Origin of the sequence: Palleronia marisminoris, from assembly GCF_900172315.1 — a bacterium.
GTDB lineage: Bacteria > Pseudomonadota > Alphaproteobacteria > Rhodobacterales > Rhodobacteraceae > Palleronia > Palleronia marisminoris.
Map to the genome: position 1 here is coordinate 727,376 of NZ_FWFV01000001.1, position 25,143 is coordinate 752,518.

Annotated in this window: 24 protein-coding genes and 2 pseudogenes; 20 read left to right on the top strand and 6 right to left on the bottom strand. The window is 65.3% G+C overall.

Translation table 11 applies throughout. The annotated features are described in order from the left end of the window. Positions 1 to 49: 49 nt before the first annotated feature. The 8 genes from PAM7066_RS03550 (at position 50) to doeA (ending at position 7,444) form a co-directional block, all read left to right on the top strand. On the top strand, positions 50 to 1,069 hold the full coding sequence (locus tag PAM7066_RS03550) for a TRAP transporter substrate-binding protein (RefSeq protein WP_245749572.1): 1,020 nt from the start codon (positions 50 to 52) through the stop codon (positions 1,067 to 1,069). 127 nt (positions 1,070 to 1,196) lie between these two features. Beyond that, positions 1,197 to 1,757, top strand: a complete 561-nt coding sequence (locus PAM7066_RS03555; RefSeq protein WP_245749577.1) for a TRAP transporter small permease — start codon at positions 1,197 to 1,199, stop codon at positions 1,755 to 1,757. 3 nt (positions 1,758 to 1,760) lie between these two features. Then, complete coding sequence (locus PAM7066_RS03560) at positions 1,761 to 3,047, top strand: TRAP transporter large permease (protein WP_085852729.1); 1,287 nt, start codon at positions 1,761 to 1,763, stop codon at positions 3,045 to 3,047. Continuing rightward, positions 3,044 to 3,487: a universal stress protein gene (locus PAM7066_RS03565; protein ID WP_306456053.1), complete on the top strand. Its 444-nt coding sequence runs from the start codon at positions 3,044 to 3,046 to the stop codon at positions 3,485 to 3,487. The genes PAM7066_RS03560 and PAM7066_RS03565 overlap by 4 nt, the downstream gene beginning before the upstream one ends. A gap of 2 nt (positions 3,488 to 3,489) precedes the next feature. Next, on the top strand, positions 3,490 to 4,266 hold the full coding sequence (locus tag PAM7066_RS03570) for an aspartate racemase/maleate isomerase family protein (protein ID WP_085852731.1): 777 nt from the start codon (positions 3,490 to 3,492) through the stop codon (positions 4,264 to 4,266). Then, positions 4,263 to 5,255, top strand: coding sequence for a hydroxyectoine utilization dehydratase EutB (gene eutB, locus PAM7066_RS03575; protein ID WP_085852732.1), 993 nt, complete (start codon positions 4,263 to 4,265; stop codon positions 5,253 to 5,255). The genes PAM7066_RS03570 and eutB overlap by 4 nt, the downstream gene beginning before the upstream one ends. Before the next feature lie 5 nt (positions 5,256 to 5,260). Further along, the gene (eutC, locus tag PAM7066_RS03580) at positions 5,261 to 6,253 is read left to right on the top strand and encodes an ectoine utilization protein EutC (protein ID WP_085852733.1); all 993 of its coding nucleotides are present in this window, start codon (positions 5,261 to 5,263) and stop codon (positions 6,251 to 6,253) included. A gap of 3 nt (positions 6,254 to 6,256) precedes the next feature. Beyond that, the gene (gene doeA / locus PAM7066_RS03585; RefSeq protein WP_085852734.1) at positions 6,257 to 7,444 is read left to right on the top strand and encodes an ectoine hydrolase DoeA; all 1,188 of its coding nucleotides are present in this window, start codon (positions 6,257 to 6,259) and stop codon (positions 7,442 to 7,444) included. An 894-nt stretch (positions 7,445 to 8,338) separates the two neighbouring features. On the opposite strand, the gene PAM7066_RS03590 is transcribed toward doeA, so the two are convergent. The 4 genes from PAM7066_RS03590 to PAM7066_RS03605 all read right to left on the bottom strand — a co-directional run bounded on the left by PAM7066_RS03590 (position 8,339) and on the right by PAM7066_RS03605 (position 11,129). Then, positions 8,339 to 9,052: an anti-sigma factor gene (locus PAM7066_RS03590; RefSeq protein WP_085852735.1), complete on the bottom strand. Its 714-nt coding sequence runs from the start codon at positions 9,050 to 9,052 to the stop codon at positions 8,339 to 8,341. Next, positions 9,049 to 9,570 (bottom strand): sigma-70 family RNA polymerase sigma factor, encoded by a 522-nt coding sequence (locus tag PAM7066_RS03595; RefSeq protein WP_085852736.1) that lies wholly within the window; start codon positions 9,568 to 9,570, stop codon positions 9,049 to 9,051. Before PAM7066_RS03595 ends, PAM7066_RS03590 begins: the two co-directional genes overlap by 4 nt. A gap of 155 nt (positions 9,571 to 9,725) precedes the next feature. Then, complete coding sequence (locus tag PAM7066_RS03600) at positions 9,726 to 10,535, bottom strand: DUF4394 domain-containing protein (protein WP_085852737.1); 810 nt, start codon at positions 10,533 to 10,535, stop codon at positions 9,726 to 9,728. A gap of 189 nt (positions 10,536 to 10,724) precedes the next feature. Then, entirely contained in the window at positions 10,725 to 11,129 is a 405-nt protein-coding gene (locus tag PAM7066_RS03605) for a type 2 periplasmic-binding domain-containing protein (protein WP_139214938.1), read from the bottom strand. 542 nt (positions 11,130 to 11,671) lie between these two features. On the opposite strand from PAM7066_RS03605, the gene PAM7066_RS03610 reads away from it, so the two are divergent. From PAM7066_RS03610 to argE, 12 genes are all read left to right on the top strand, one after another. Next, the gene (locus PAM7066_RS03610; RefSeq protein WP_085852739.1) at positions 11,672 to 12,940 is read left to right on the top strand and encodes a flavin-containing monooxygenase; all 1,269 of its coding nucleotides are present in this window, start codon (positions 11,672 to 11,674) and stop codon (positions 12,938 to 12,940) included. A gap of 12 nt (positions 12,941 to 12,952) precedes the next feature. Beyond that, positions 12,953 to 13,369, top strand: coding sequence for a RidA family protein (locus PAM7066_RS03615; protein WP_085852740.1), 417 nt, complete (start codon positions 12,953 to 12,955; stop codon positions 13,367 to 13,369). 4 nt (positions 13,370 to 13,373) lie between these two features. After that, positions 13,374 to 14,057, top strand: coding sequence for a DUF1028 domain-containing protein (locus tag PAM7066_RS03620; RefSeq protein ID WP_085852741.1), 684 nt, complete (start codon positions 13,374 to 13,376; stop codon positions 14,055 to 14,057). Between the two features lie 3 nt (positions 14,058 to 14,060). After that, the gene (locus tag PAM7066_RS03625; RefSeq protein ID WP_085852742.1) at positions 14,061 to 15,545 is read left to right on the top strand and encodes an aldehyde dehydrogenase; all 1,485 of its coding nucleotides are present in this window, start codon (positions 14,061 to 14,063) and stop codon (positions 15,543 to 15,545) included. Between the two features lie 141 nt (positions 15,546 to 15,686). Further along, complete coding sequence (locus PAM7066_RS03630; protein ID WP_085852743.1) at positions 15,687 to 16,640, top strand: LysR substrate-binding domain-containing protein; 954 nt, start codon at positions 15,687 to 15,689, stop codon at positions 16,638 to 16,640. Positions 16,641 to 16,801: 161 nt separating this feature from the next. Next, complete coding sequence (locus PAM7066_RS03635) at positions 16,802 to 18,871, top strand: oxidoreductase (RefSeq protein WP_085852744.1); 2,070 nt, start codon at positions 16,802 to 16,804, stop codon at positions 18,869 to 18,871. A 45-nt stretch (positions 18,872 to 18,916) separates the two neighbouring features. Next, a complete protein-coding gene (locus tag PAM7066_RS03640; protein ID WP_370738076.1) occupies positions 18,917 to 19,996 on the top strand; it encodes an ABC transporter ATP-binding protein in 1,080 nt (359 codons plus the stop codon). Then, a complete protein-coding gene (locus PAM7066_RS03645; RefSeq protein ID WP_085852745.1) occupies positions 19,993 to 20,871 on the top strand; it encodes an ABC transporter permease in 879 nt (292 codons plus the stop codon). The genes PAM7066_RS03640 and PAM7066_RS03645 overlap by 4 nt, the downstream gene beginning before the upstream one ends. Next, on the top strand, positions 20,871 to 21,677 hold the full coding sequence (locus PAM7066_RS03650) for an ABC transporter permease (RefSeq protein ID WP_085852746.1): 807 nt from the start codon (positions 20,871 to 20,873) through the stop codon (positions 21,675 to 21,677). Before PAM7066_RS03645 ends, PAM7066_RS03650 begins: the two co-directional genes overlap by 1 nt. A gap of 39 nt (positions 21,678 to 21,716) precedes the next feature. Beyond that, on the top strand, positions 21,717 to 22,736 hold the full coding sequence (locus tag PAM7066_RS03655; protein WP_085852747.1) for an extracellular solute-binding protein: 1,020 nt from the start codon (positions 21,717 to 21,719) through the stop codon (positions 22,734 to 22,736). 51 nt (positions 22,737 to 22,787) lie between these two features. Beyond that, positions 22,788 to 23,168: a GMC family oxidoreductase N-terminal domain-containing protein gene (locus tag PAM7066_RS19600; protein ID WP_085852748.1), complete on the top strand. Its 381-nt coding sequence runs from the start codon at positions 22,788 to 22,790 to the stop codon at positions 23,166 to 23,168. Positions 23,169 to 23,235: 67 nt separating this feature from the next. Further along, a complete protein-coding gene (gene argE, locus PAM7066_RS03665) occupies positions 23,236 to 24,351 on the top strand; it encodes an acetylornithine deacetylase (RefSeq protein WP_085852749.1) in 1,116 nt (371 codons plus the stop codon). A gap of 11 nt (positions 24,352 to 24,362) precedes the next feature. On the opposite strand, the pseudogene PAM7066_RS19255 reads toward argE, so the two are convergent. Both PAM7066_RS19255 and PAM7066_RS18485 read right to left on the bottom strand, forming a co-directional pair. After that, positions 24,363 to 24,879: pseudogene (locus PAM7066_RS19255) on the bottom strand (transposase family protein); the annotation flags it as partial. 74 nt (positions 24,880 to 24,953) lie between these two features. Then, positions 24,954 to 25,143 (bottom strand): annotated as a pseudogene (locus tag PAM7066_RS18485) (IS3 family transposase); the annotation flags it as partial.

Genomic DNA, 25,143 nt, shown 5'->3' on the forward strand with positions numbered 1-25,143 from the left:
ATCCGGCCCGACCGGGCGTCCGAGTCCAGAACAGGAAGGAAGTTCAATGATGCGAACCCACCATATTCTCGCCGGCACGGCAGTAGCGCTTTGCCTCGCGGCCCCGGCCGTCAATGCCGACACCTGGCGCTACGCGTTCGAGGAGGCGCTGGAAGAGGTCCAGGGCAAGTACGCGCAGAAGTTCAAGGAAGAGATCGAGGCCAACTCCGACCACGAGGTTCAGCTCTTCCCGTTCGGCACCCTGGGCGAAAGCGCCGACACTATGGAACAGGCGCAGGCCGGCATCCTGCAATTCGTCGACCAGTCGCCCGGCTTCACCGGCGCATTGATCCCCGAGGCGCAGGTCTTCTTCGTGCCGTACCTGCTGCCGCAGGACCAGGAGACGCTGTTCGAGTTCTTCCGCAACTCGGTCGCCATCAACGAGATGTTCCCCGAGCTCTATGCCGAACAGGGGCTGGAACTGCTGACCATGTTCCCCGAGGGCGAGGTCTGCATGACGACGCAGGAACCCGTCCGCAGCCCGGAGGATCTCAACGAGGTCAAGTTCCGGGTGATGACCAACCCCCTTCTCGTGGAAAGCTACGAAGCCTTCGGTGCCGTGCCCACGCCCCTGCCATGGGGCGAGGTCTACGGCGCACTGCAGACGGGCATCATCCAGGGCCAGGAGAACCCAGGGTTCTTCCTCGAGTCGACCAAGATGTACGAGGTGACCGACGTCATCACATGCATCGGGCACAACAACTTCACCACTGCCGTGATGGCCAACAAGGATTTCTACGACGGCCTGCAGGAAGCGGACCAGCTGCTCATCCAGGACGCCACTGCCGCGGCTTTCGAATACATCCTCGAGTACCAGCAGGGCCTGCAGGAAGAGAGCCTCGACAAGATCCGCGAGGCCAAGCCCGAGATGGAGATCAACATCCTGTCCGAAGAAGAGCGTCAGCCCTTCATGGAGACGGCCACTCAGGTCGAGGAAGCGTTCATCGGCATGGCGGGCGAAAGCGGTCAGGAGATCCTCGACCAGTTGAAGCAGGATCTCGAGGACGCGCGTCAAGCGACCTCGGGCTGACGTCGTAACGGCGCCGGGCAGGCGACCCCCTGCCCGGCGATCCTCTTCAGGAGCGCGCGATTTGACCAGCCCACCCGATCCCGCACATGACGGGACCCAGACCACCACGACCGACGCGTCGGACACTCTGGACGATGTGTCGGCACTGCCGGGTCTGCTGGGGACGATCGACCTCGCCGTCGCCCGGATCGAAGCGGTCCTGCTGGCGGCGGGTGTCCTGCTCATGGCGGCCAACACGGTCGCGAACGTGGTCGGGCGCTACGTCTTCGGATCGAGCATCTTCTTCTCGGAAGAGCTCAACCGGATCCTGATCATATTGATCACGTTCGCCGGCATCAGCTACGCCGCGCGCCACGGCCGCCATATCCGCATGTCGGCGATCTACGACGCGCTGCCTCCCAAGGGGCGCAAGGTGATGATGATCCTGATCGCGGGGGTCACGGCGATCTGCATGTTCGGGCTGGCGTGGTATTCGTTCGGCTTCATCCGGACTTCCGCCGGGCAAGGCAGGCTGCTGCCATCCCTGCAGATCCCGGTCTGGTGGACCCTCGTCTGGGTGCCGCTCGGGTTCACGCTGACCGGCATCCAGTACGCGCTGACCGCCTTCAAGAACATCGTCGAGGACGACATCTACCTGTCGACGAACGTGCTCGAAGGCTACGGCACCGACGAAGAACGGGAGGTCTGAGCCATGGCAACCGTCCTGTTCTCGGTCATGATCGTGCTGCTTCTTCTGGGCTTTCCGATGATGATCCCGCTTCTCGTCGGTGCCTCCGTCGGGTTCGTGACCCTTTTCGGTGGCCTCGGCCAGATGGAGACCATGGTCCAGCAGATGGTCGCGGGGATCCGCCCCGCCTCGCTCATCGCGGTGCCGATGTTCATCTTCGCGGCGGACATCATGACCCGCGGCCAGTCCGCCGGCCGCCTGATCGACATGGTCATGGCCTTTGTCGGCCACGTCCGCGGCGGTCTCGCGGTGTCCACTGCCGCGGCCTGCACGATGTTCGGGGCGGTCTCGGGCTCGACCCAGGCGACCGTCGTCGCGGTCGGCTCGCCGCTGAGGCCGCGGATGCTCAAGGCCGGCTACAACGACAGCTTCGTGCTGGCGCTGATCATCAACTCCGCCGATATCGCATTCCTGATCCCGCCGTCGATCGGGATGATCATCTACGGCGTGGTCTCGGGCACCTCGATCGCCGAGCTGTTCATCGCGGGCATCGGGCCGGGCCTGCTGATCCTGGTGCTCTTCTCGATCTACAGCATGATCTACGCGCGGCGCCACGACGTGCCGACCGAGCCCAAGTCAAGCTGGGCCGAGCGCGGCCGCGCGGTTCAGGGGGCGCTCTGGCCGCTCGGCTTTCCGGCCATCATCATCGGCGGCATCTATGGCGGGATCTTCTCGCCCACCGAAGCCGCGGCGGCCTGCGTGCTCTATGCGCTGATCCTCGAGGTCATCGTCTTCCGCTCGTTGAGCATCAAGGGCGTCTACGAGACCGCCAAATCCACCGGCCTGATCACGGCGGTGGTGTTCATCCTGGTCGCGGCCGGCGCCGCGTTCTCCTGGGTGATCTCGTTCGCGCAGATCCCGCAGGCGATCCTTTCCGGGATCGGTATTTCCGAGATGGGGCCGATCGCGGTGCTCTTCGTGATCTCGATCGCGTTCTTCATCGGCTGCATGTTCGTGGACCCCATCGTGGTGATCCTGATCCTCGTGCCGATCTTCGCGCCGGTGGTGCAAAGCACCGGCCTCGATCCGGTGCTGGTCGGCACGATCATCACGCTGCAGGTGGCCATCGGCTCGGCCACGCCCCCGTTCGGGTGCGACATCTTCACGGCGATCGCGGTGTTCAAGCGCCCCTATCTCGAGGTCATCCGCGGCACGCCGCCCTTCATCATCATCCTGCTCGGGGTCGCGGTCGCACTCATCTACTTCCCGCAAATCGCGCTGTTCCTGCGTGACCTGGCCTTTCCGAGATGAGCATGTTCTCCAATATCCTCGTCGGCTACGATGGGTCGAAGAACGCCGCGCGCGCCGTCGAGAAGGCGGCCGAGATCGCCGCGCTATGCGACGCGGAACTGACCGTGCTGACGATCTATCGTCACTACAGCATGCTCGAAGCGTCGTTCTCGATGGTAAGGGCTTCGGATCCCGGCACCATCGACGACGCGATGAGCAGCTATGCGAAAGAGACCGCCGAGTACGGGAAAGCGATGGCCCGCGATCACGGTGCGACGCGCGCGCGCGGTTTCGTCAGATCCGGCCATCCCGCCCGCACGATGATCGATTTCGCCACAAAGCATGACGTCGACCTGATCGTGATCGGCAGCCGCGGGCTTGGCTCGATCGAGAATTACCTGCTTGGCAGCGTCTCGCACAAGGTCTCGGGGCTGGCGACCTGCCCCGTGCTGGTGGTCTGAGGATGGCGTCGCCGATCGAGACCCTCGGCGGCGTCCGCCTCGACCCCGACGGCTCCGTCACGCGGATGGGCTTGGTCGCGCTGTCGACCGACCTGACGTTCGAGCGGGACGCGGCGCGGGTGCTGCCGCACGACGGACTTGCGCTGCACGTCGCCCGGATCGCCTTCCAGAATCCGACGACCCCGGCCAACCTGCGCGCCATGTTGCCCGACCTGAGCGAGACTGCAGCCCTCCTGGTGCCGGGCGTGGACCTTGCCGCGATCTGCTTTGGATGCACGTCGGCCGCGATCACGTTGGGGGATGCGGCGATCGACGACGCCGTAGCCCGCGCCCGCCCCGGTGTCCCGGTGATCACGCCCGCGCGTGCCGCACTGAAGGGCTTCGCCGCATTGGGTATCCAGCGCATCGTGCTGCTGGCACCGTACCTGCGCGAAACGACGCGGCCGGTGGCGGAGTATTTCAGCGCCGCGGGGCTCGAGGTGGTCCGGGCCTGCTGCCTGGACATGGCCGACGACCGCGACATCGCCAGGCTTTCGGCCGATACGATCATTTCCGCCGCGCTCGCCGCCGATACGCCCGAGGCCGAGGCGATGTTCATCTCCTGCACGTCCATGCCCACACTCGGCCTCATCGCCGAGATCGAAAGGCGGCTGGGAAAGCCGCTTTTGACGTCGAACCAAGCCTGCCTTTGGCAGATGCTCGGAATCGCCGGGAGGCCGATGCCCGAGGGATACGGGCGGCTTGCGGATGTTCATCGCGCCATGGCGGGTGCGGCATGAGCCACGTGGGTATCGACGAGATCGAGGCCGCGCGGGATCGGATCGGCGGCCTCATCCGGCGGACACCCGTCGAACCTTCGGCCTATCTGACCAAGGCGACGGGACAGCCGGTCTTCCTGAAGTTCGAACACCACCAATTCACCGGCAGCTTCAAGATGCGAGGCGCCACGAACGCCGTGGAGCAGCTTTCCGAAGGCGAGCGTGCCCGCGGCGTCACCGGCGCTTCGACGGGCAATCATGGTCGGGCGCTCGCCTTCGCTGCGCGCCGCGCCGGCGTGCGTTGCGTGATCTGCATGTCGGCGCTGGTGCCAAAGAACAAGGTGGAGGCCATCGCAAGCGAAGGCGCCGAGATCCGCATCGTCGGCCGCAGCCAGGACGATGCCCAGGAAGAGGTCGACCGCCTCGTGCGCGAGGAAGGCATGGTCATGGTCCCACCCTTCGACGACGCAAGGGTGATCGCGGGTCAAGGCACGCTGGGGCTCGAACTGCTCGAGGACGTGCCGGATCTGAAGGTGGCGCTGGTTCAGCTTTCGGGTGGCGGGCTGATTTCCGGCGTGGCTGCCGCGCTGAAGGCGCGCAGGCCCGACATCCGGGTCATCGGCATCACGATGTCCCGCGGTGCGGCGATGCACGCGAGTCTCGGGGCCGGCAAGCCGGTCTCGGTCGAGGAACTTCCGACGCTGGCAGACTCGCTTGGCGGCGGGATCGGGCTGGGCAACCGCTACACGTTCGAGATGGTGCGCGCCCTCGTCGACGAGGTCGTGCTGCTGAGCGAAGAAGAGATCGCCGACGGAGTCCGCCACGCATATCGTCACGAGCGGCAGGTGGTCGAGGGTGGCGGCGTCGTGGGCCTGTCGGCGCTGCTGCACGGGCATGTCCGCCCCGACGGGCCTGTCGCCACGATCCTCACAGGCGCCAGTATCGACATGGGCCTGCATTACCGCCTGATCTCGGGCGAACACGTCGATCTCATGCAAGACGCGGGGTAACCGGGATGGCAAAGATCACCCTGCTGTCGGAGCCAGACCTGCGGGGCCTCGTGACTCTCGACATCGAAACCGTGGACGTGATCGAGGAGGCGTTCAGAACCCTCGCGACCGGCGCGGTCGTGATGCCGCCGATCCTGTCGATGGCAATCGAGCCCGCCAATGGCGAGGTCGATGTCAAGACGGCGTATGTCCCCGGCCTGCCCGGCTTCGCCATCAAGGTCTCGCCGGGGTTCTTCGACAATCCGAAGATCGGCCTGCCCTCCACCTCGGGGCTGATGATGCTGCTTTCGGCGAAAACCGGGCAGGTCGAGGCGCTGCTGCTCGACAACGGCTACCTCACCGACATCAGGACCGCAGCGGCCGGTGCCGTCGCCGCGCGCCACCTTGCACGCGCGGACGCGCAGACCGCCGCCATCCTCGGTGCCGGGATGCAGGCGCGTCTGCAGCTGACTGCCCTCTGCCTCGTTCGACCGATCCGTCGCGCCACGATCTGGGCGCGCGACCTTCCGCAGGCCGAGACGGCAGCGCGGGAGCTTTCGGAAAGCCTGGGGATCGACGTCAGCGCATCCACCGATGCCGAGGCCGCAATCATGGCCGCGGACGTCATCGTGACCACCACGCCGGCCACCACACCGATCCTTCTGGCCGACTGGCTGGGCCCGGGACAGCACGTGACCGCCATGGGATCGGACCAAAACGGCAAGTCGGAACTCGAACCCGCCTGCCTGTCCCGTGCCGATCTCTACGTACCCGACCGGCTGTCCCAGACCCGTGCGCTTGGTGAATTACGCTCCGCCATTGCGGCCGGCGTAATCGAAGCGGACCGACACTTCCCCGAACTTGGCGACATCATTGCCGGCACGTCGCCCGGCCGTCGCTCGGACGACGAGATCACCATCGCGGACCTGACGGGCACCGGCGTCCAGGACACGGCGATCGCGAACCATGCAGTCCGCCGCGCCCGCGAGGCAAGGGCCGGCACCCTCTTCGAAAGTTAGATCATGGCCATCATCGACACCTTCCGCTTCACCGACGCCGAATACGAGAACCGCCTGGCCCGCACGCGCGCGGCAATGGAAAAAGCTGGCATCGACGTTCTGATCACCTCGGACCCGTCGAACATGGCCTGGCTTACCGGCTATGACGGCTGGTCCTTCTACGTCCACCAGGCGGTGATCATCGGGCCAACGGGCGAGCCGGTGTGGTTCGGGCGCGAGCAGGACGCGCAGGGCGCGCTGCGGACCACCTACATGGCCGAAGCCGACATCATCTGCTACCCGGACTACTTCGTGCAATCGAGCGAGCGCCACCCGATGGATTACCTCGCCGCGAAGCTGACCGAACGCGCCTGGCATACCGGCAGGATCGGCGTCGAGATGGACAATTACTGGTTCTCGGCGCGCGGTTACCGGTCCCTTGCCGATGGCCTTGCGAACGATCTGGTGGACATTACCGGCCTCGTGAACTGGCAGCGCGGGATCAAGTCCCCGGCCGAGCTCGACCACATGCGCAAGGCCGCCCGCATCGTCGAGCGGATGCACGCCCGCATCGCCGAGAAGGTCGAGCCGGGGATGCGGAAATGCGACCTCGTGGCCGACATCTATGACGCTGCACTGCGCTATGACGAGGAATGGGGGTTCGGCGGCGACTATCCGGCCATCGTGCCGCTGCTGCCATCGGGCACCGATGCCGCGGCGCCCCACCTGACCTGGGACGACAAGCCGATGAAGACCGGCGAGGGCACCTTCTTCGAAATTGCCGGATGCTTCCGCCGCTACCATTGCCCCCTCTCGCGCACGATCTTCCTGGGCAAGCCGACGCAGCAATTCCTCGACGCTGAGAAGGCCGTCCTCGAAGGAATGGAGATGGGGCTGGAGGCCGCGCGAGCGGGCAACACCTGCGAAGACATCGCCAACGCGTTCTTCGACGTGCTGCGCAAATGGGGGATCACCAAGAACAATCGCACCGGCTACCCGATCGGCCTCAGCTATCCGCCCGACTGGGGCGAGCGGACCTGTTCGCTCCGCCCCGGCGACCAGACCGTCTTGCAACCTGGCATGACGTTCCATTTCATGACGGGGCTTTGGCTCGAGAATTTCGGCTTCGAGATCACGGAAAGCATCGCGATCACCGATGGTGCCCCGGAATGTTTCGCGGACGTCCCGCGAAAGCTGCTCGTCAAAAACTGACCCTTAGGACCTTGGGTGCCGTCACACGGACTCGCACCGGGCCTTGCACTTCCGGCAACGGCCACTCTCTATGTCGTGCCGAGGCAGCGCCCCTCGGTGAGAGCGGCCTTGCGGCCATGGGCGGATTGAGGCTTCGAAGCTGATGTGCGGCGCCCTGGGGTGACGGTTCGATAGATCATCATGGCTCTGTTGCACGGAATGCCTGAAGGCTGAGCTTCCCCTTACACCGAGCGGCACAGGCGACGGATTCTGTGACGGGAATGCCTCCGGGCCGGCCCGTCCTTCGGGCGCCTTCGGGGCGTCCTGCCGGCGGTGGTCGCCACCCGTCCATCGCCGGTGTCTTCGATTTCCAGACCTCGTCCTGCGGCGATGATCGCCGCAGCTCTTCCCTCGAGTATCCCCCGCAACCGAGCATCAGCATCCCCGGTTCGAACCGCTCCGGCGCGATGGGCGCAGGTGATGCTGCGCGGGCGGATGCCCGGTCACGCCGGGCTGGCCGCCAATCACCGCGGCGGGGATGACCACCGACTTCGCCGAACCCGCCATCTCGCCAAGCGAATATCACGGCCGCGCCGCGCTTCTTCTTGCCGATCTGGAGGTTTGCCGCTCGTCGTTGCCGGGCCGATGGCGCCGCGCGCGCTTTCCTCGACCTCGCCATGGCGCCGTGCGGAGCGCTCGCTGAGGTTGACCGGCGCGGCGTGGTTCGACCAGCCTTGGCTCTCGTGGTTTCGCAACGGGCGCGAACCTCGCGAGGGCGGCGCGCTCGGATCACGGCGGAGGGCTGCCTATGCCGGCCAGGTGGAGGACGTGATGGCGGAGCCGACAACGGACGGGCTCTTCAGGGCCCGCCACGGCCGGGACTTGCCCCGCGACAGCACCGCCATGACGGCCTGCTCAGGTCACGGGTTCCTTCGCCAGCCCCTTGCCGAGGATCGGGCCCGTGGGAAGGTTGGTGGGCGAGCCGCCAGCCGGCTCGAAGGTGATCTCGTATAGCTGCTGCGGGTTCGGGGCGGGCAGCCCTTCGATCGTGAAGGTGCGCGACTCGCCGGCCGAAAGCAGCCCCAGCGACACCGGCAGGCCGTCGTCGTCGGGCTTCGTCCAGACCTGCATCACCTGGTCCGATGGCACGTCGGGCCTTTCGAGCAGGGTGACCTGCGTCGTGTTGTCGGCGCGGCTCTCGACGAGGGCGATGGCCTCGCCTTGGTCGTCCAGCAGGACAGCGACCACGGCGGGCTGTTGCGCGGACATCAGCGTCCAGCCCAGCACCACGGCCAATGCCAGGGTCGCCGCGATCCCGCCCAGAGCGGTAGCGCGCCAGCGGGCGACTGCTCCGCGCATCGCGGTCATGTCGATGACGTTCGACGGCGCCGCAACGGGGGCGTCCTCGGGCGCGCCCAGCCGCTGCTCGATCCGTTCCCAAAGGTCGTCCGGCACAGGCAAGACTTCGGCAGTGTCGTCCAGCGGCGCGAACTTTTGCCGGGCGCGTTCCAGGCGCGCGGCAATGTCCGGATCGCCCGAGGCCAGCCGCTCGACACGCTCGACCTCGTCGTCCGAGGCGAGACCGAGGACGACTTCGTCGATCAAAAGATCAAGAGAACGGTCCGTCATGACAGACACTCCCTCAGCTTCAGCAGCCCGCGCCGGACGCGAGACTTCACCGACCCCAGAGGCGCCGCCATTCGGCCGGCGATCTCGCCGTGGCTGTGACCCAGGACGTAGGACGACAGGATCGCCCGGCGCGTCTCGGGGTCCAGCCCCTCGAGGCAGCGGCGAAGATCGGTTGTGTCCCCGAGGCGGTCATAGGCGCCATCCAGAACGACCTGCTCGGGCGTTTCGTCCATGGCATCGGGAACTTCGCGATCCTCGCGGCGCAGCATGGTCAGACAGCGGTTGCGGAGGATGGTGTAGATCCAGCCCTTCGCGCTGCCGCGACTCTCGTCGAACTGATGCGCCCGGCGCCAGATCAGGACAAGGCTTTCCTGCACCGCATCCTCGGCCAGATCGACGCGCCGCAGCATCCGCCGCGCCACGCCAAGCATGCGCCCGCCCTCGGCGGACATCAGTTGCTGGAGGGCCGGCCTGTCGCCAGCCGCGCAGGACTTGATCAAGGCTGCATGGTCCGTCACGAAATCGTCCGCTTCCTCTGCGCGGGTCCGTGTCGGCCCGTGTCGCTGAACGGCTATGTGCCGCGAAGAGGCCTGTCAAACTGCATCTGTCGCGGGATGGGTGTGTGTCGTCGGGCGAAGTGGCCGGCGCACGCGATGCGCGCCGGCCGTCGGGATTACATCGCGGCGGTCATGAAGGTGATGTCGCGCAACGTCGCGTCGCCCGCACCCTGGATATCCCAGCTCTCCTGGATAGAGCCGTCTTCCAGCGAAACGGTGTGCAGTTGGCCGCCAGCCGCCAGCCACGCGGTGTTCATTCCGTCCGCTCCGGTGGCAATGTCGAACGCATAGCTGTCCGAGCCGTCGATCCCGAGCTTGCCAACCGCCGCCAGCGTGCCGTCGTTGGGCGAGGTCTGCTGGATCAGCGCAACGATCGTGCTGTCGATGTCGTACATCGCGGTGGCTTCGGGCATGCCGTAGGAGTTGATGTAGGCCGCGGCGGCGATGGCCGGGGCCTCGCCCGCATGCATGTCCTGCTCTTCGAAGGCGAGGGAGCCGTCGACGGTGACGGCGCCGCTTTCGATGTCGACGCGGTGGTTCGTGGTGCCGGACATGAAGCGCAGCTTGTCCGCCATCGGGTTGAAGTCGACAACGACCGGTGCGCCGTCCTCGATCGGCAGTTCGGTGTCCATGGTCGAGATCACGGTGGCTTCGCCGGTCATCGGATCGATCTCGACGATCTCGAACGCATCCGTCACGCCGATCAACTGGCCGTTGGACGGGCGCAGGTCGATGCCGAGCAGGCGGTCCACACCGGTCACTTCCATCGATTCCTCGACGGTGGCGGAGGTGGCGTCGATCTTGTGCAGCATCTTGTCGCCGGACAGGCCGATGGCCATCATCCCGCCATGCGCTTCGGCAAACGCGCCGGTGGCGGCAGAGGTCATCACGGTCGCAATTGTCAGAGCGGTCATCTTGTTGAACATGAATCGGTCCTCTCAATGGGGCGGCCACGGCCAATCCGCAGCCTCCATACCCCTAGGACTCGGGGGCGACCGCGTTTGGATGCAGGATGGCCCGATTTTTTCTGACCCCGAGTGGGCAATGATCGTCCCACAGTGCCGCGAGCTTCCGGCAACCTGGCCGCGCCGGAGCCACAAAGCCGCGAGTCCGGATCAAGCCAGCCAGCCCCGATAAGTCATGTTCTTCAGTATGTTGCGGCGCCGTTCGGCGTAGCACGGCCAGTAGGAGTGCCCTGCCTCCTGTGCGAGCGGGAAGGGCTGCACAAGCAACTTTCTCGCCAGCTCGTCGCAGTAGAAGTCCGGCGCAGCTTTCGCGTCCAGGAACTGGTCGCCCATGCTGAAGCCAGGCGGTGGCGACACAAGGGATCCACGTAGGGCGACCGCCATGATAAAGCCGGTATATGCGCTGGAGAGCAGCTTCTGGTCGCGGAACCTTGCAACCGCCGTTGCCGACCTTTCCTCGAATGTTCTGCTTGAACTGGAAACCACAAAACCCAACACGACCAATCCCTTGATGAAGCGCTCTGACCGGCTCGACTGGGCTTTACCAAGTCGCACTAGCTTTCGCCCACCGCAGGCTGTGCAGAGAACAGGTCATGCCATGGGCCAATCGTTCCAAACAGGATCTTTCCGACGCCACCAAGCATCCAGTTGTCAGACCGGCCATTGCATGGAGGATCAGCGTCGGCCGCGATAAGGAAGCTCGAGTTCCTGGACACAGCCGAGGTCATCTCGGAAGCGGTCGGGGCTACACACACGCTCGGGCAACCCGCCTAGGGAGGTTCTCGAAGAACCCGGGGATGCGCGGGGGTGCCCTTGGCAAACCGCCCGCGAGGCCGAAGCGGCCAGGTCACACGGCTCTTTGGAGGCGATCACATGCTTGAGGTCGATCGGCGACGACATCCACTGGCCCAACAAGAAGAAGACCCGGGATCGATCCCGAGGTCATCGGTCGGCTTCGCATTTCTTGTCGGGCTGCTTAGGCAAGACCTAATCACGGGTAAAGAATTCTGTGCTTTCGCCCCGAGCATCAAGCAGCGAAATTTCCCGTCGAAAACGGGCAGAACATGCGCCCTTTCCATAGGAGCTGCGCTTCGAACATGACGGTTGAGAAGACAGGGACACTCGTCGTCGGCGCCGGCCAAGCCGGTGTCGCCATGAGCGAGCATCTGGGCGCGAATGGGGTGCCGTATCTCGTGCTGGAACGCCACCGGATCGCCGAGCGGTGGCGCTCGGAGCGGTGGGACTCGCTGGTCGCCAACGGCCCCGCCTGGCACGACCGCTTCCCGGGGATGGAGTTCTCCGGCGCAGGCCCCGACGATTTCGTCGGGAAAGAGGACGTCGCCGCCTATTTCGCGGCCTACGCCGAAAAGATCGGGGCACCGATCCGCACCGGCGTCGAGGTTCAACAGGTAAGCCATCTGAAAGGCCGCCCCGGCTTTCGCGTCGAGACGTCGGCGGGAGTGGTCGAGGCTGACGCTGTTGTCGCAGCCACCGGCCCGTTTCAGACACCCCTGACCCCGTCGATCGTGCCCCCGACTGAAAGCGTCACGCAGATGCACTCGGTCGGCTATCGAAATCCTGCCGCCCTGCCCGAGGGCGCGGTGCTGGTGGTCGGTGCCGGCTCGTCCGGGGTGCAGATCGCGGGCGAACTTCTGTCCGCGGGCCGCGAGGTCTATCTGTCGGTCGGCCCCCACGACCGCCCCCCGCGTAGCTATCGCGGGCGCGATTTCGTCTGGTGGCTTGGCGTCCTGAACAAGTGGGACACCGAAGCCACCCCCGGCATCCAGCACACCACGATCGCCGTCAGCGGGGCCAACGGGGGCGAGACGATCGACTTCCGCAATCTGGCCCATCGGGGCATGACCCTGGTCGGCCGGACTGAAAGTTTCGCGGATGGTCGCCTGCACTTCGCCCCCGACCTCGCGGAAAATATTCAGGGCGGCGATGCTTATCTGATGACGCTCCTCGACGAGGCTGATGCCTTCGTCGAGCGCAATGGCCTTGATCTTCCCGAAGACCCCGAGGCTCGGGATTTCCTGCCTGATCCCGCCTGCATGACCAACCCGCTCCGAGAGCTCGACCTTGCCCGGGCCGGCATCGGCACGATCATCTGGGCCACCGGCTTCTCGGCAGACTACTCGTGGCTGCCCGCCACCGCGCTCGACGCCGAAGGGCGCCCGAAGCATCAGCGCGGCGTCTCGGCCGAGCCCGGCATCTACTTCCTGGGCCTGCCGTGGCAGACCCGCCGCGGATCCTCGTTCATCTGGGGCGTCTGGCACGATGCGCGCTACGTGGCCGACCACATCGCCAAGCAGCGAGGCTACATGGGCTACACCGCCTCAGCGCCCCAAACCGTCGACGCCTGACTGGAGACCATCATGGCCCATACCCGCATCCGCAAGTTCAACACGCGCGAGACCTATCCCGAGCAGAGCCTCGACAACGATCTGTGTCAGGCCGTCGTGACCCAGGGCGGCAAGACGGTCTGGCTGCGCGGACAGTGCCCGCAGGATCTGGACAGCGCAAAGAACATCGAAAGCCACGATCCCGTCGAGCAGACCCACAAGGTCATGCAGAACATCCGGCAGCTTCTGGAAGAGGCCGGCGGCTCGATGGAGCACCTCGTGAAGGTCGTGGTCTACATCACCGACGTCCGCTACCGCGAGGCCGTCTATCGCACCATGGGCGAGTATATCAAAGGCGTTCACCCCGTCTCGACCGGGCTGGTCGTCCAGGCCCTGGCCCGCCCCGAATGGCTGGTCGAGATCGACGGCACCGCCGTCATTCCGGAGTGACCCCATGACCTTCTCCCTCGTCGCCCGCTGTGCCGAGACCGGCATGTTCGGGCTCGCCATCTCGTCCTCGTCCCCGGCCGTCGCCGCGCGCTGTTCCTATGCCCGCTCGGGCGTCGGTGCCGTGGCGAGCCAGAACGTCACCGACCCGACGTTGGGGCCGCTTGTCCTCGACCTCATGGAAGGCGGGATGAGCGCGCCCGAAGCCGTCGCCGAGGCGAAGGCGCGCGGCAGCTTCATGGACTACAGGCAGGTTCTGGCGGTCGACACTAACGGGCGCACCGCGATCCATTCCGGGCCGAATTCGCTGGGCATCTGGACCGAAGCGCAGGCCAGGGACGTCGCCTCGGGCGGCAACCTTCTGGCGAATGACTGTGTGCCCCAAGCCATCGTTGACGGCTACCTCGGCGCCGCGGGACATATCGGCGACCGCTTGATCGCGGCCATGCGCGCAGGTCGGGACGCGGGGGGCGAGGCCGGACCGGTTCACTCGGCGGGATTGCTGATCGTCGACAACGTCTCGTGGCCCGTGGCCGAGCTGCGCTGCGACTGGACCGAGGACGATCCGATCGAGAACATCGCCACCGCCTGGGACGTCTACAAGCCGCAGCTCTCGGCGTATATCCAACGCGCGCTCGACCCGCGCGAGGCGCCCTCGTATGGCGTGCCCGGCGACGACGCGGAAAGGTAAACCATGGAATTCACCTACGACGAATGGAAGGCGCGCGCGGCCGCGCTGCGGTTCCGCAACGAGCTATATATCCGCGGTGCCTTCGTCCCCTCGGCCTCGGGCCAGCGGTTTGAGACGGTGAACCCCGGCAATGGCGAGGTGCTGACCGATGTCGCCCGTGGCGGCGCCGAGGATATCGACCGCGCGGTGAAAGCCGCCCGCGCCGCGTTCGAGGATGGCCGCTGGTCGCGCAAGACGCCGGCCCAGCGCAAGGAGGTGCTGCTGAAGCTCGCCGCCCTGATCCGCGAGAATATCCCCGAGCTTGCGCTGCTCGATACGCTCGACATGGGCAAGACGATCACTGACAGCTCAACGGTCGATGCGCCCGGTTCGGCGCATTTCTTCCAGTGGCACGCCGAGGCGATCGACAAGCTCTACGACGAGGTCGCTCCGACCGGGGGCCGCGATTTGGCCCTCATCCGCCGCGTGCCGCTTGGCGTGATCGGTGCGGTGGTGCCGTGGAACTTCCCGCTCGACATGGCGACGTGGAAGCTGGCCCCCGCGCTTGCCGCGGGCAACTCGGTCGTCCTGAAACCCGCCGAACAATCGCCGCTTTCCGCGCTGATGCTGGCCGAGCTCGCCTCGGCGGCCGGTCTGCCGGACGGCGTGCTGAACGTCGTTCCCGGGTTCGGCGAGGATGCGGGCGAGGCGCTCGGCCGGCATCCGGACGTGGATTGCCTCGCCTTCACCGGCTCCACCGCGGTCGGAAAGATGTTCCAGCGCTACGCCGGCGAGAGCAACATGAAGCAGGTCTGGCTGGAGACGGGCGGCAAGAGCCCCAACCTGATCTTCGCCGATGCCGATCTGGACGCGGCCGCCGACATGGCCGCCCTCGGCATCTTCTTCAACCAGGGCGAGGTCTGCTCGGCCAACGCCCGGCTGCTGGTGCAGGCGTCGATCAAGGACGAGATGATCGACCGGATGCGCAAGCGGGCCATGTCGATCAAGGTCGGCGATCCGCTCGATCCGGCCTCGACCATGGGCGCGCTTGTCGATCGAACGCATACGGACCGGGTCATGGGCTTCGTGGACCGGGCCAAGCGCGACGCCCGCCTCGTCTGTGGCGGCGAGCGGATGACGGTGATGGGCTCGGACGCCTATGTCGCGCCGACCATCTTCGACCAGGTGCGCCCCGAGCACGAGATCGCGCGGGAGGAGGTCTTCGGCCCTGTCCTCGCCGTGCAGACCTTCGAAGACGAGGACGAGGCCATCCGGATCGCCAACGACACCGTCTACGGCCTGGCCGCTTCCGTCTGGACGACCGACCTCGGCCGTGCGCTGTCGGTGTCGGATCGTCTGGTCGCCGGAACGGTGTCGGTCAACACGGTCGACGCGCTGTCGGCGCTGACCCCGTTCGGCGGGATGAAGCAGTCGGGCTTCGGCCGCGACCTGTCGCTGCATTCCTTCGACAAGTACTCGGCGCTGAAGACCACCTGGATCAAGTACTGAGAGCGCCCTGAAACCGGGCAGGTGCGGCGCGAAGTTAAACTTCGCGCCGCACCTTCGGGATACCAGCGCCCCCGCAAGCCTTGACGGCGCCGTCTCGCCAGACTTAGCCAAAGCCGAACCAGTATCCTGGGAGGCTTTGCCTTGACCTTACGCTTCACCCTCAGGCAGTTGACCTATTTCGTGGCCGTGGGCGAGCTTGGCTCGATCGCCCTGGCTGCCGGCCGGGTGAACGTCTCTTCCCCCTCGATTTCCGCGGCGATCACGCAGCTCGAGGCCGAGTTCGGCCTGCAGCTCTTTGCGCGCAAGCACGCGCAGGGGCTGGCCCTGACGCAGGCCGGGCGGCAGTTCCTCGTGCAGGCGAAATCCGTGCTGAGCGAGGCCGAGCGCCTGAACGGCCTGGCGAACGAGATTGCCGGGCAGGTCCGCGGTCCGCTCCACGTCGGATGCCTGCTCACCTTCGCGCAGATCGTCCTGCCCCATGTGCGGCGCAGCTTCGCCGAGCGTTTTCCCGACGTGCAGTTCCGGCAGTTCGAGCGCGATCAGCAGGCGATCATCGACGGATTGCGCAATGCCGAGCTTGATATCGCACTGACCTACGACCTCGAGATCCCGCCGGACCTGGAATTCGTCCCGCTGTTCAACCTGCCGCCCTACGCAATCTTGCCGGACATGCACGACCTCGCCAACCGCCACAGCGTCAGCGTGCGCGAGCTTGCCCCCTATCCCATGGTGCTGCTCGACCTGCCCCATTCAGGACGCTATTTCCTGTCTTTCTTCGGCGCCGCCGGGATCGAGCCGAACGTCGTCGAGCGGACCCGCGACATGGAGGTGATGAAGTCGCTGGTCGCCAACGGGTTCGGGTATTCCATCGCCAATATCCGGCATTCCTCCGAGCGCGCCGCGGACGGCAAACGCCTGCGATTCGTCCCGCTGGAAGGCGACGCGCGGCCGATGCGGATGGGCATGTTGGTGATGTCCGGCGCGAAAAGCGCGTTGGCGGTTCGGGCGTTGATAGATCACTGCAAGGAGAACCTTACGCCCGAATTGACGCCGGGCCTGAAAATTCAGAAGGTGGGCTACGAGGCGAATGACTGAGCAAAGATGAGGCAGGGTGGAAACGCCTGTCGAGTTAGCCCCAGCCTAATTTGGGCTTCGCAAAAGCCTAATTTACCCAAACCCATCATTCGGAAACTCTGGCGGAACATCATGCCGCCAGTTGCAGTGCGGACCGAGTCCCAGCGAAGGAAGACAGCCCCTTGCCTGACCCACGCTACGACATCCTCTTCGAGCCGATGAAGATCGGGCCGCTCACGGCGAAGAACCGGTTCTACCAGGTGCCCCACTGCAACGGCGGCGGCTATCGCGACCCTTCGGCCGCTGCGGCCATGCGCGGGATCAAGGCCGAAGGCGGCTGGGGGGTGATCTTCACAGAGCAGTGCGAGATGCACCACACCTCGGAAATCACGCCCTTCATCGAGCTGCGCCTATGGGAGGACAAGGATATCCCGCAGCTGGCCAAGATGGCCGACCGGATGAAGACGCACGGCGCGCTCGCCGGCATCCAGCTGGCCTATTCCGGGATCAACGGGCCGAACCTCTACACCAAGGAGGTGCCCCTCGCGCCGACGGCCCTGCCGATCCGCACCTTCACGAACGATCCGGTCCAGGCGCGGGCCCTCGACAAGCAGGACATCAAGGATCTGCGCCGATGGTTCGTGAATGCCGCGAAGCGGTCCAACCTGGCCGGGTTCGACCTGATCTGCCTCTACGGGGCGCATGGCTTCGGCATCTTCCAGCACTTCCTGTCGCGTGCCACGAACCAGCGCTCGGACGAGTATGGCGGAAGCCTCGAGAATCGCTCGCGCTTTGCCCGCGAAGTCATCGAAGAGATGCGCGAGGCGGTGGGCGAGACGATGGCCTTGACCCTGCGCGTCAGCCTCGACGAGACCATCGGCGAGCTTGGCTTCTCGAACGCCGAGGTGCGCGACTTCATCGAGATGAACCGCGACCTGCCTGACCTCTGGGATCTTGCCCAAGGCACGTGGGAGGATTGCTCGGGCCCTTCCCGCTTCAAGGAAGAGGGTGCGCAAGAGACGCTCGTCCGCGGGATCAAGGAGCTCAGCGACAAGCCCGTCGTGGGCGTCGGCCGCTTCACCTCGCCCGACGTGATGGCGCGGATGATCCGGTCCGGCACACTCGATTTCATCGGCTGCGCGCGACCCTCTATCGCGGATCCGTTCCTGCCGAAGAAGATCGAGGAAGGCAGGGTCGAGGACATCCGCGAATGCATCGGCTGCAACATGTGCATCACCGGTGACATGACCATGTCGATCAGCCGCTGCACCCAGAACCCGACCTTCATGGAAGAGTGGCGCAAGGGCTGGCACCCCGAGCGGATGAACGCCAAGGGGCCAAGCTCCAATGTGCTGGTGGTTGGCGCCGGCCCCGCGGGTCTGGAAGCCGCGCGCGCACTGGCCGAGCGCGGCTATGACGTCGCCCTCGCCGAAGCGGGGACCCAGCTTGGCGGGCGCGTGATCCGGGAAAGCAAGCTGCCCGGCCTTTCGGCCTGGGGTCGCGTAGCGGATTACCGGATTTACCAGTTGAGCCAGAAGACCAATGTCGAGACCTATTTCGACAGCCCGCTGACTGCCGAGGACATCCTCGAGTTCGGGTTCGAGAATGTCGCCATCGCCACCGGATCGACGTGGCGCCGCGACGGCGTCTCTCGTCAGCATGTCGTCCCGATGCCCGTCGACGACGCGATGTCCCTCTTCACGCCGGACGACATCATGGCGGGTCGGCGCCCCTCGGGCCATGTCGTGATCTACGACGACGACCACTACTACATGGGCGGCGCATTGGCGCATCTGCTGGCGCAGGAAGGGTGCAAGGTCACGCTGATCACGCCTTCGGCCTTCGTCTCGGACTGGACGAACAACACCCTCGAACAGGCGGCAATCCACCGCGGTCTTGCGGCACTGGGTGTCGAGATCGTCCTGAACCGCGGCGTGACCGGCATCGCGGCGGGGCACGTGGTATCGAACTGCGTCTATACCGACATCTGCCGGGACGTGGCGTGCGACGGCGTGGTCATGGTCGCCTCGCGCAGCGGGAACGATGCGCTGTACCGCGCGCTCGAGGCGCGGCAGGCGGACTGGGCGGATGCGGGCATCAAGTCGATCAAGCTGTTCGGCGACGCCAATGCCCCCGGCCCCATTGCCTGGGCAACCTATGCCGGCCACCGCTACGCACGCGGGCTCGACGGAGAGGATATCGGCGACGCACTGCCCTTCCGCCGCGAGATCACCGAACTGGCTCTGGACTGACACCCGAGCCGGGCATGGCCCGGATCGCAACGGGAAGGCACTGACTTGGAAACGCGCAAGAAGGCGGTAGAGCTGCGACAGGTCTCGAAGATGTTCGGCGACTTTCAGGCGCTCGAAACGGTCTCGTTCGACATCCACGACAACGAGTTCTTCACGCTGCTCGGTCCGTCAGGCTGCGGAAAGACCACGCTGCTCAGGATGATCGCGGGCTTCGAGGTGCCCACCACCGGGCGGATCGCGCTGCACGGCAAGGACATCCAGGGCCTGCCCCCCCACAAGCGGCGGGTGAACACGGTTTTCCAGAACTACGCGCTGTTTCCGCACATGACGCTGGAACAGAACATCGCCTACGGCCTCGAGAACCTGGGGTGGCCAAGCGAGAAGACGCGCGCCCGCGTGGCCGAGATGCTGGACCTCGTCCACATGTCGAAATTCGCGCGACGCAAGCCGCAGCAGCTTTCGGGCGGGCAGCGCCAGCGCGTGGCACTTGCGCGCGCCCTGGCCCCGGAACCCGAGGTCCTGCTTCTGGACGAACCGCTCTCGGCGCTCGACCTGAAGTTGCGCCAGGCGATGCGCGAAGAGCTGCGCGCGCTGCAGCGCCAGACCGGGCTGACCTTCGTCTTCGTCACCCATGACCAGGAAGAAGCGCTCGACATGTCGGACCGGATCTGCGTGCTGGGCGGTGGCCGGATCCAGCAGCTGGGCACCCCCCGCGACATCTACGAAAACCCCACCAACCGCTTCGTCGCCAACTTCATCGGCGAGACCAACTTCTTCGACGTGGACCTGTTGTCGATCGACGGGAACATGGCGCGGGTGCGCACGCCCTTGGGGTTGGATCTGACGGTGCCGCAGCGAAATGTTCGGTCCAGCCAGCAGAAGGTCACGCTGTCGCTCCGGCCCGAGACAATAGGTCTGGGCGATCAGGCCAGCGGCGAAATCATGACCGGAACGGTCGTCGCGACGAACTACCTTGGCGGCCACACGCAATACATCATCCGCGTCGGCGACATGGATATCCGCGTCTCGCGCCGCAACTCGTGGAACGACGCCGAGACGCTTGCGGAAGGCGCCACCGTCAAGCTGGGCTTTCACCCCGAGGCCGCACGGGTGCTGGGTCAATGAGGGAGTTCCGCATCTGGGGCCTGCTGCCAGCCCAGATTCTGATGGTCGCGACGCTGATCGTTCCGGTCCTGATCATCGTTGCCGTGTCCTTCGCGACCCGTGGCCCCTATGGCGGGTTCGACTTCGTCCCCACGACCGCCGCCTACCGCCAGATCCTCTTCACCGAGGGCTGGTCGGGCGAGGTGGAATTCAACCCGCAATATCTGATCATCATCGCGCGCACGGTCCTGCTGGCCACGCTGACCACGCTGATCTGCATGGTGCTGGCCTTTCCCGTCGCGTACTGGATCACGCTGCAAAAGCGGACCGCGCGAACGATCCTGCTCGTCGCCGTGACGCTGCCCTTCTGGGTGTCGATGATCGTGCGGGTCTATGCATGGCTGATCATCCTCGGCAATGACGGTGTGATCGAGAAGACCCTGCGCCTGACCGGCATCACGGACGATATCGGCAGCCTTCTGTTCAACAACCGCGCGATGCTGGTGGGGATGGTCTACAGCTACATCCCGCTGATGATCCTGCCGGTCTTCGCCTCGATCGAGAAGCTTGACCCGGCCCTGATCGAGGCCAGCCACGACCTGCATGCCAGCCGGGCGGTGACGCTGCGACGCGTGATCCTGCCGCTCTGCTGGCCGGGCCTCGCAGCCGGCGCGATCCTGGTCTTCGTCCCCAGCCTCGGAGCCGTGCTCGAACCGATCCTCCTGGGGGGCGGCAAGATCATGATGATGGGCAACCTGATCCAGATGCAGTTCGGGGGCGCGCGAAACTGGCCCTTTGGCGCGGCGGTGGCGATCATGCTGATGTGCGTCGTCATGGCCTTCCTGCTGTTCAACGGGTTGCGCGCCATGCGCAAGGCAGTCGGGGAGATGGCCTGATGTCCCACCGCCACGACGTCCGCCGCTACCGCGGCCTCGGCCCCTTCGCGGCCCTCTTCTTCCTCTGGCTCTACCTGCCGATCGCCGTCGTGATCTTCTATTCCTTCAACGAGAACCGCCTCGTCTCGGTCTGGTCGGGATTCTCGCTCAAATGGTACGCGGCCGCGTTCAACAACGACGCGCTGATGAACGCGGTCAGGACGTCGCTGATCGTCGCCGTCATCGCCACGACTTGCGCCACCATCATCGCCCTGATGGCCGCACTGGTCCTGATCCGGGCCGAGGGCGTGAGGTTCCGCAGGATTTCCGAGACGATCGTGAACCTGCCCCTCGTTCTACCCGAGATCGTGCTGGCCGTGGCTGTGCTGATCCTCTTCTCGCAGATCGGGCTGGCGAACGGGTTCCTCAAGCTCGCGATTGCCCACACGACCTTCTGCACCCCCTTCGCCTTTCTTCCTATCCGCGCCCGATTGCAGGGGATGGAGACGGATTTCGAGGACGCCTCGGCCGATCTCTATGCCAGCAGCTGGACGACCTTCCGCAGGGTGACGCTGCCGCTGATCGCGCCGGGAGTGTTCGCGGGCGCCATGCTCGCCTTCGTCATCTCGATGGACGACTTCATCACGTCGAACATGCTCAATTCCGGCGGGGCGACCACCCTGCCCGTCTATATCTTCGGGCTGATCCGGCAGGGCACAACGCCCGAGCTGAACGCGATCTCGACCCTCATCATCCTCGTCTCGCTCGGCGTCGCAGCACTTGCCCTGTTCATCCAGAGCCGCGGCGGATCGATGACGGATGGCTGAAATCAACACGAAACCAATAAAACCCAACAGGAGAGTGAAATGAAAAGACTGCTACTCACCACCGCCGCCGCGACGGCGTTCGCAGGGGCCGCGCAGGCCGAAGGTTCGCTGAACATCTTCGCCTGGTCCGACAGCATCGCCCCCGGGCTGATCGAGAAGTTCGAGCAGGAGAACGATGTCGATGTCACCGTCGACAGCTTCAACTCGAACGAGGATCTGCTGACCCGCCTGCAGGCCGGCGCATCGGGCTACGACCTCATCACGCCGTCCCAGCACTTCCTGAAGATCATGATGGACGAGGGCCTGCTCGAGGATATCGACGCCCACGACCTCGCCGCCTATCAGCAGGTCCAGGACGAGTGGAAAGGTCAGTGGTGGGACCCCGAGAACGACTTCTCGATCCCGCTGGCCTACGGCACCGCAGGCTTCACGGTGAACCGCGACGTCTATGACGGACCGGTCGATAGCTGGGCCGTGTATTTCGAGCCACCGAAAGAGCTTCAGGGCAACATCGCGAGCCTCAACTACCCGGACGAGGTGATCGGCGCCGCCCAGCTCTACCTGGGCGTGGAGTTCTGCACCGAAGACCCCGACGAGATGAAGAAGGTCTATGACCTCCTCGTCGCGCAGAAGCCTGATGTTGCGGTCTATGCTTCCGACAATATCGAGAACCGGATCGGCTCGGGCGAGGTCGGCGCGCATTTCTGGTGGGACGGCAACTCGTTCCGCACGCGCTACAACGACGACGCGCCGATCGAATACGCGATGCCGAAAGAGGGGCTCGTAGGCTGGATCGACTCCATGGCCGTGCCTGCGGGCGCATCCAATGTCGAAAATGCCAAGGCGTTCATGAACTTCATCTCGACGCCCGAGAATGCGACGATCCAGTACAACTACTATGCCCACTCGTCCCCCGTCGAACTCGACCTCGAGCAGGCCGAGTACACCCCCGAAAACGCTCCCGAGCTTTTTCCGGACGTGCCGGTGGAATTCTCGCGGGCCTGCTCGCCCGCAGCGCAGGATCTGGTGACCCGCGTCTGGACCCAACTGCTGCAGTGACGGGTCGGGGCCGGGTGACCGGTCCCCTCCCTTGGCCTAGAGGATAGCACAATGGGGCTAGGCGGGTCCTCCTCGATCAACTCGATGAGCTACATTCGCGGACATGCCGGCGATCACGACGACTGGGCAGAGCTTGGCTGCATGGGCTGGGCCTTCGCGGACGTGCTGCCGACGTTCAAGGATCTCGAACGCAACCGTCTGGGCCAGGACCTGGCCTATCACGGGACGTCCGGAGAGCCTGGTCGACAAGCCGTCCGTCCCGAGAACGATCTTCTGATCGGATTCGGCGCCAACTACAGGTTCGGCGCCGACAGGCCAAGCGTGCTGATCGAGCTGGACCGCACGGCAGCCGTCGACGAGGATCGGCTTAGACGCATCGCACCCGGGTTCCTCGCCGATCTCGTGCTGATCGCCGGGGCCTCGACAGCCTGAAGGACGAAGGCGCCCTGAAGCCGCGCGCCGTCTTGACGATCTGCGACGGCGCGATCACGCAAGAAGCATGACGTCGCTCGACCTCCTCTCCCGGCTGATCGCCTTCCCGACGGTCAGCGCCGACAGCAACCTGCCGCTCATCGAGTGGGTGGAAGACTATCTGCTTGGCTGCGGATTCGTGGTGCATCGGCTTCCCGACCCCAGCGGGCGCAAGGCGGGTCTCTTCGCCCGGATCGGACCCCCGGGTCCCGGGGGGGTCATGCTGTCGGCCCACACGGACGTAGTGCCGGTGACGGGTCAGGCGTGGACGCGCGATCCGTTCCGCCTGACCGTGGACGGCGGGCGACTCTACGGGCGCGGCACGACGGACATGAAGGGCTTTCTCGCCGCGATGCTTCGCCTGGCCCGCCTCTCGGCCGATCGCCCCTTGGCCGAGCCGCTGAAATTCGCGATATCCTACGACGAGGAGGTTGGTTGCAGGGGCATCGCCCAGATGATCTCTCGACTCGAGTCCAGCGTGGGCCTGCCGCGACTCTGCATCGTCGGGGAGCCGACATCGATGCAGATCGCGATCGGGCACAAGGGAAAAGCGGCCTATCGCGCCACCTGTCGAGGCGAAGCCGGGCATTCCTCGCTGGCTCCCCTTTTCCGGAACGCGATACACCTCGGCACGGAGTTCGTCGCAGCCGTGCGGGACATCCAGGCCCAGCTGGCCGGTGAGGGTGCGACGGACGAAGCCTACGCCGTCTCCTATTCCACCATCCACTCCGGGATGATCTCGGGCGGAACCGCGCTCAACATCGTGCCGGATCTCTGCACCGTGGATTTGGAGATCCGCCATCTCGCCGCCGATCCGCTGGGTCCGCTCGAAGATCGGCTGCACGCTGCGGCAGCGCAAATCGGGTCCGTCGAAGTCGAAAAGATCACTGCCTATCCCGGTCTCGAAGTCTCGCAAGACGACCCCGCGATCAATGAGCTTTTGACCCTTCTGCCGGAGCCGCGCCTTACCAAGGTCGCATATGGAACCGAGGCAGGGCATTTTCACTGCCTCGGAATACCGACCCTCGTCTGCGGCCCCGGAAACATGGATCAGGGGCATAAGACAGACGAATTCATCGAGCGCGCCCAGCTCGTGCGGTGTGACCGAATGATGGATCGGTTGCTTGAAAGACTCGCGCTATAGGCGAAACCTCTGTCCTCGACAGCTTCGATGCAGAAATCTGCCTCCAGCGTGATCGACACGCGCGCCGCGAGGACGCGGCGGGTGAACCAGTCCAGCATAGCGGCGAGATAGATGAAGCCCGCGCCATCGGAATGTAAGTGATGTACATCGCCCGGACCTGATTGAGCCGGGTGATGGGGAGTTTTCGCAGCAGACACCGATAGATCTTGTGCCCCGGCGCCGGTTTCCCAGTATTCGGCTTTCGTCGGGGAGTCTCGATGCCCATGCGCTTCATGAGCGCGGCAACGTGCAGCCGCAAGATCTTGAAGCTGATCTGCGCCAGCTGACCCTGCAACGTCCGGCTGCCGGCGAAGGGGAGCTCCATGCGCAGCTTGTCCATGCGGTGCGTCAATCTGAATGTGCTTTAAAGCGCGGGCGCGGGATGGAATAGACGCTGCCCCGGCAAATCCTCAGAACGATGGCTTGGCGGCTGAACTCAGCATCGCGGTGGAATCGATCATCTATTTGCGCTCGGCAACAGACCCGCCCAGTCAAGCGCGACGGACAGAAAATCGTTCTTGAACTTGCCCCGGTTGATGGACACCGGGCAGAGTTTGCATAGCTCGGACTTCGAACGCCACGGGGCTCAGGTGGCCCGGCTTCGAGTGGCGGCGCCCCCTGATTGTAGAAGCGCTCGATGTCGTCGAACACATCGGCTGGGGCTGCATCGCGGCTGCGGTCGTTTCCATCGCCGAGTTGTCCCGGACGTTGCCGGCCCGGCTCATCGGGCAGATGATACCGTGGGCGAGGAGC

What these genes read in the sequence shown, in the direction of transcription:
- PAM7066_RS03550 (WP_245749572.1), top strand. Translation starts at nt 50, where the DNA reads ATGCGAACCCACCATATTCTCGCCGGCACGGCAGTAGCGCTTTGCCTC.
- PAM7066_RS03560 (WP_085852729.1), top strand. Translation starts at nt 1,761, where the DNA reads ATGGCAACCGTCCTGTTCTCGGTCATGATCGTGCTGCTTCTTCTGGGC.
- PAM7066_RS03565 (WP_306456053.1), top strand. Translation starts at nt 3,044, where the DNA reads ATGAGCATGTTCTCCAATATCCTCGTCGGCTACGATGGGTCGAAGAAC.
- PAM7066_RS03570 (WP_085852731.1), top strand. Translation starts at nt 3,490, where the DNA reads ATGGCGTCGCCGATCGAGACCCTCGGCGGCGTCCGCCTCGACCCCGAC.
- eutB (WP_085852732.1), top strand. Translation starts at nt 4,263, where the DNA reads ATGAGCCACGTGGGTATCGACGAGATCGAGGCCGCGCGGGATCGGATC.
- eutC (WP_085852733.1), top strand. Translation starts at nt 5,261, where the DNA reads ATGGCAAAGATCACCCTGCTGTCGGAGCCAGACCTGCGGGGCCTCGTG.
- doeA (WP_085852734.1), top strand. Translation starts at nt 6,257, where the DNA reads ATGGCCATCATCGACACCTTCCGCTTCACCGACGCCGAATACGAGAAC.
- PAM7066_RS03590 (WP_085852735.1), bottom strand. Translation starts at nt 9,052, where the DNA reads ATGACGGACCGTTCTCTTGATCTTTTGATCGACGAAGTCGTCCTCGGT.
- PAM7066_RS03600 (WP_085852737.1), bottom strand. Translation starts at nt 10,535, where the DNA reads ATGTTCAACAAGATGACCGCTCTGACAATTGCGACCGTGATGACCTCT.
- PAM7066_RS03610 (WP_085852739.1), top strand. Translation starts at nt 11,672, where the DNA reads ATGACGGTTGAGAAGACAGGGACACTCGTCGTCGGCGCCGGCCAAGCC.
- PAM7066_RS03615 (WP_085852740.1), top strand. Translation starts at nt 12,953, where the DNA reads ATGGCCCATACCCGCATCCGCAAGTTCAACACGCGCGAGACCTATCCC.
- PAM7066_RS03620 (WP_085852741.1), top strand. Translation starts at nt 13,374, where the DNA reads ATGACCTTCTCCCTCGTCGCCCGCTGTGCCGAGACCGGCATGTTCGGG.
- PAM7066_RS03625 (WP_085852742.1), top strand. Translation starts at nt 14,061, where the DNA reads ATGGAATTCACCTACGACGAATGGAAGGCGCGCGCGGCCGCGCTGCGG.
- PAM7066_RS03645 (WP_085852745.1), top strand. Translation starts at nt 19,993, where the DNA reads ATGAGGGAGTTCCGCATCTGGGGCCTGCTGCCAGCCCAGATTCTGATG.
- PAM7066_RS03650 (WP_085852746.1), top strand. Translation starts at nt 20,871, where the DNA reads ATGTCCCACCGCCACGACGTCCGCCGCTACCGCGGCCTCGGCCCCTTC.
- PAM7066_RS03655 (WP_085852747.1), top strand. Translation starts at nt 21,717, where the DNA reads ATGAAAAGACTGCTACTCACCACCGCCGCCGCGACGGCGTTCGCAGGG.
- PAM7066_RS19600 (WP_085852748.1), top strand. Translation starts at nt 22,788, where the DNA reads ATGGGGCTAGGCGGGTCCTCCTCGATCAACTCGATGAGCTACATTCGC.
- argE (WP_085852749.1), top strand. Translation starts at nt 23,236, where the DNA reads ATGACGTCGCTCGACCTCCTCTCCCGGCTGATCGCCTTCCCGACGGTC.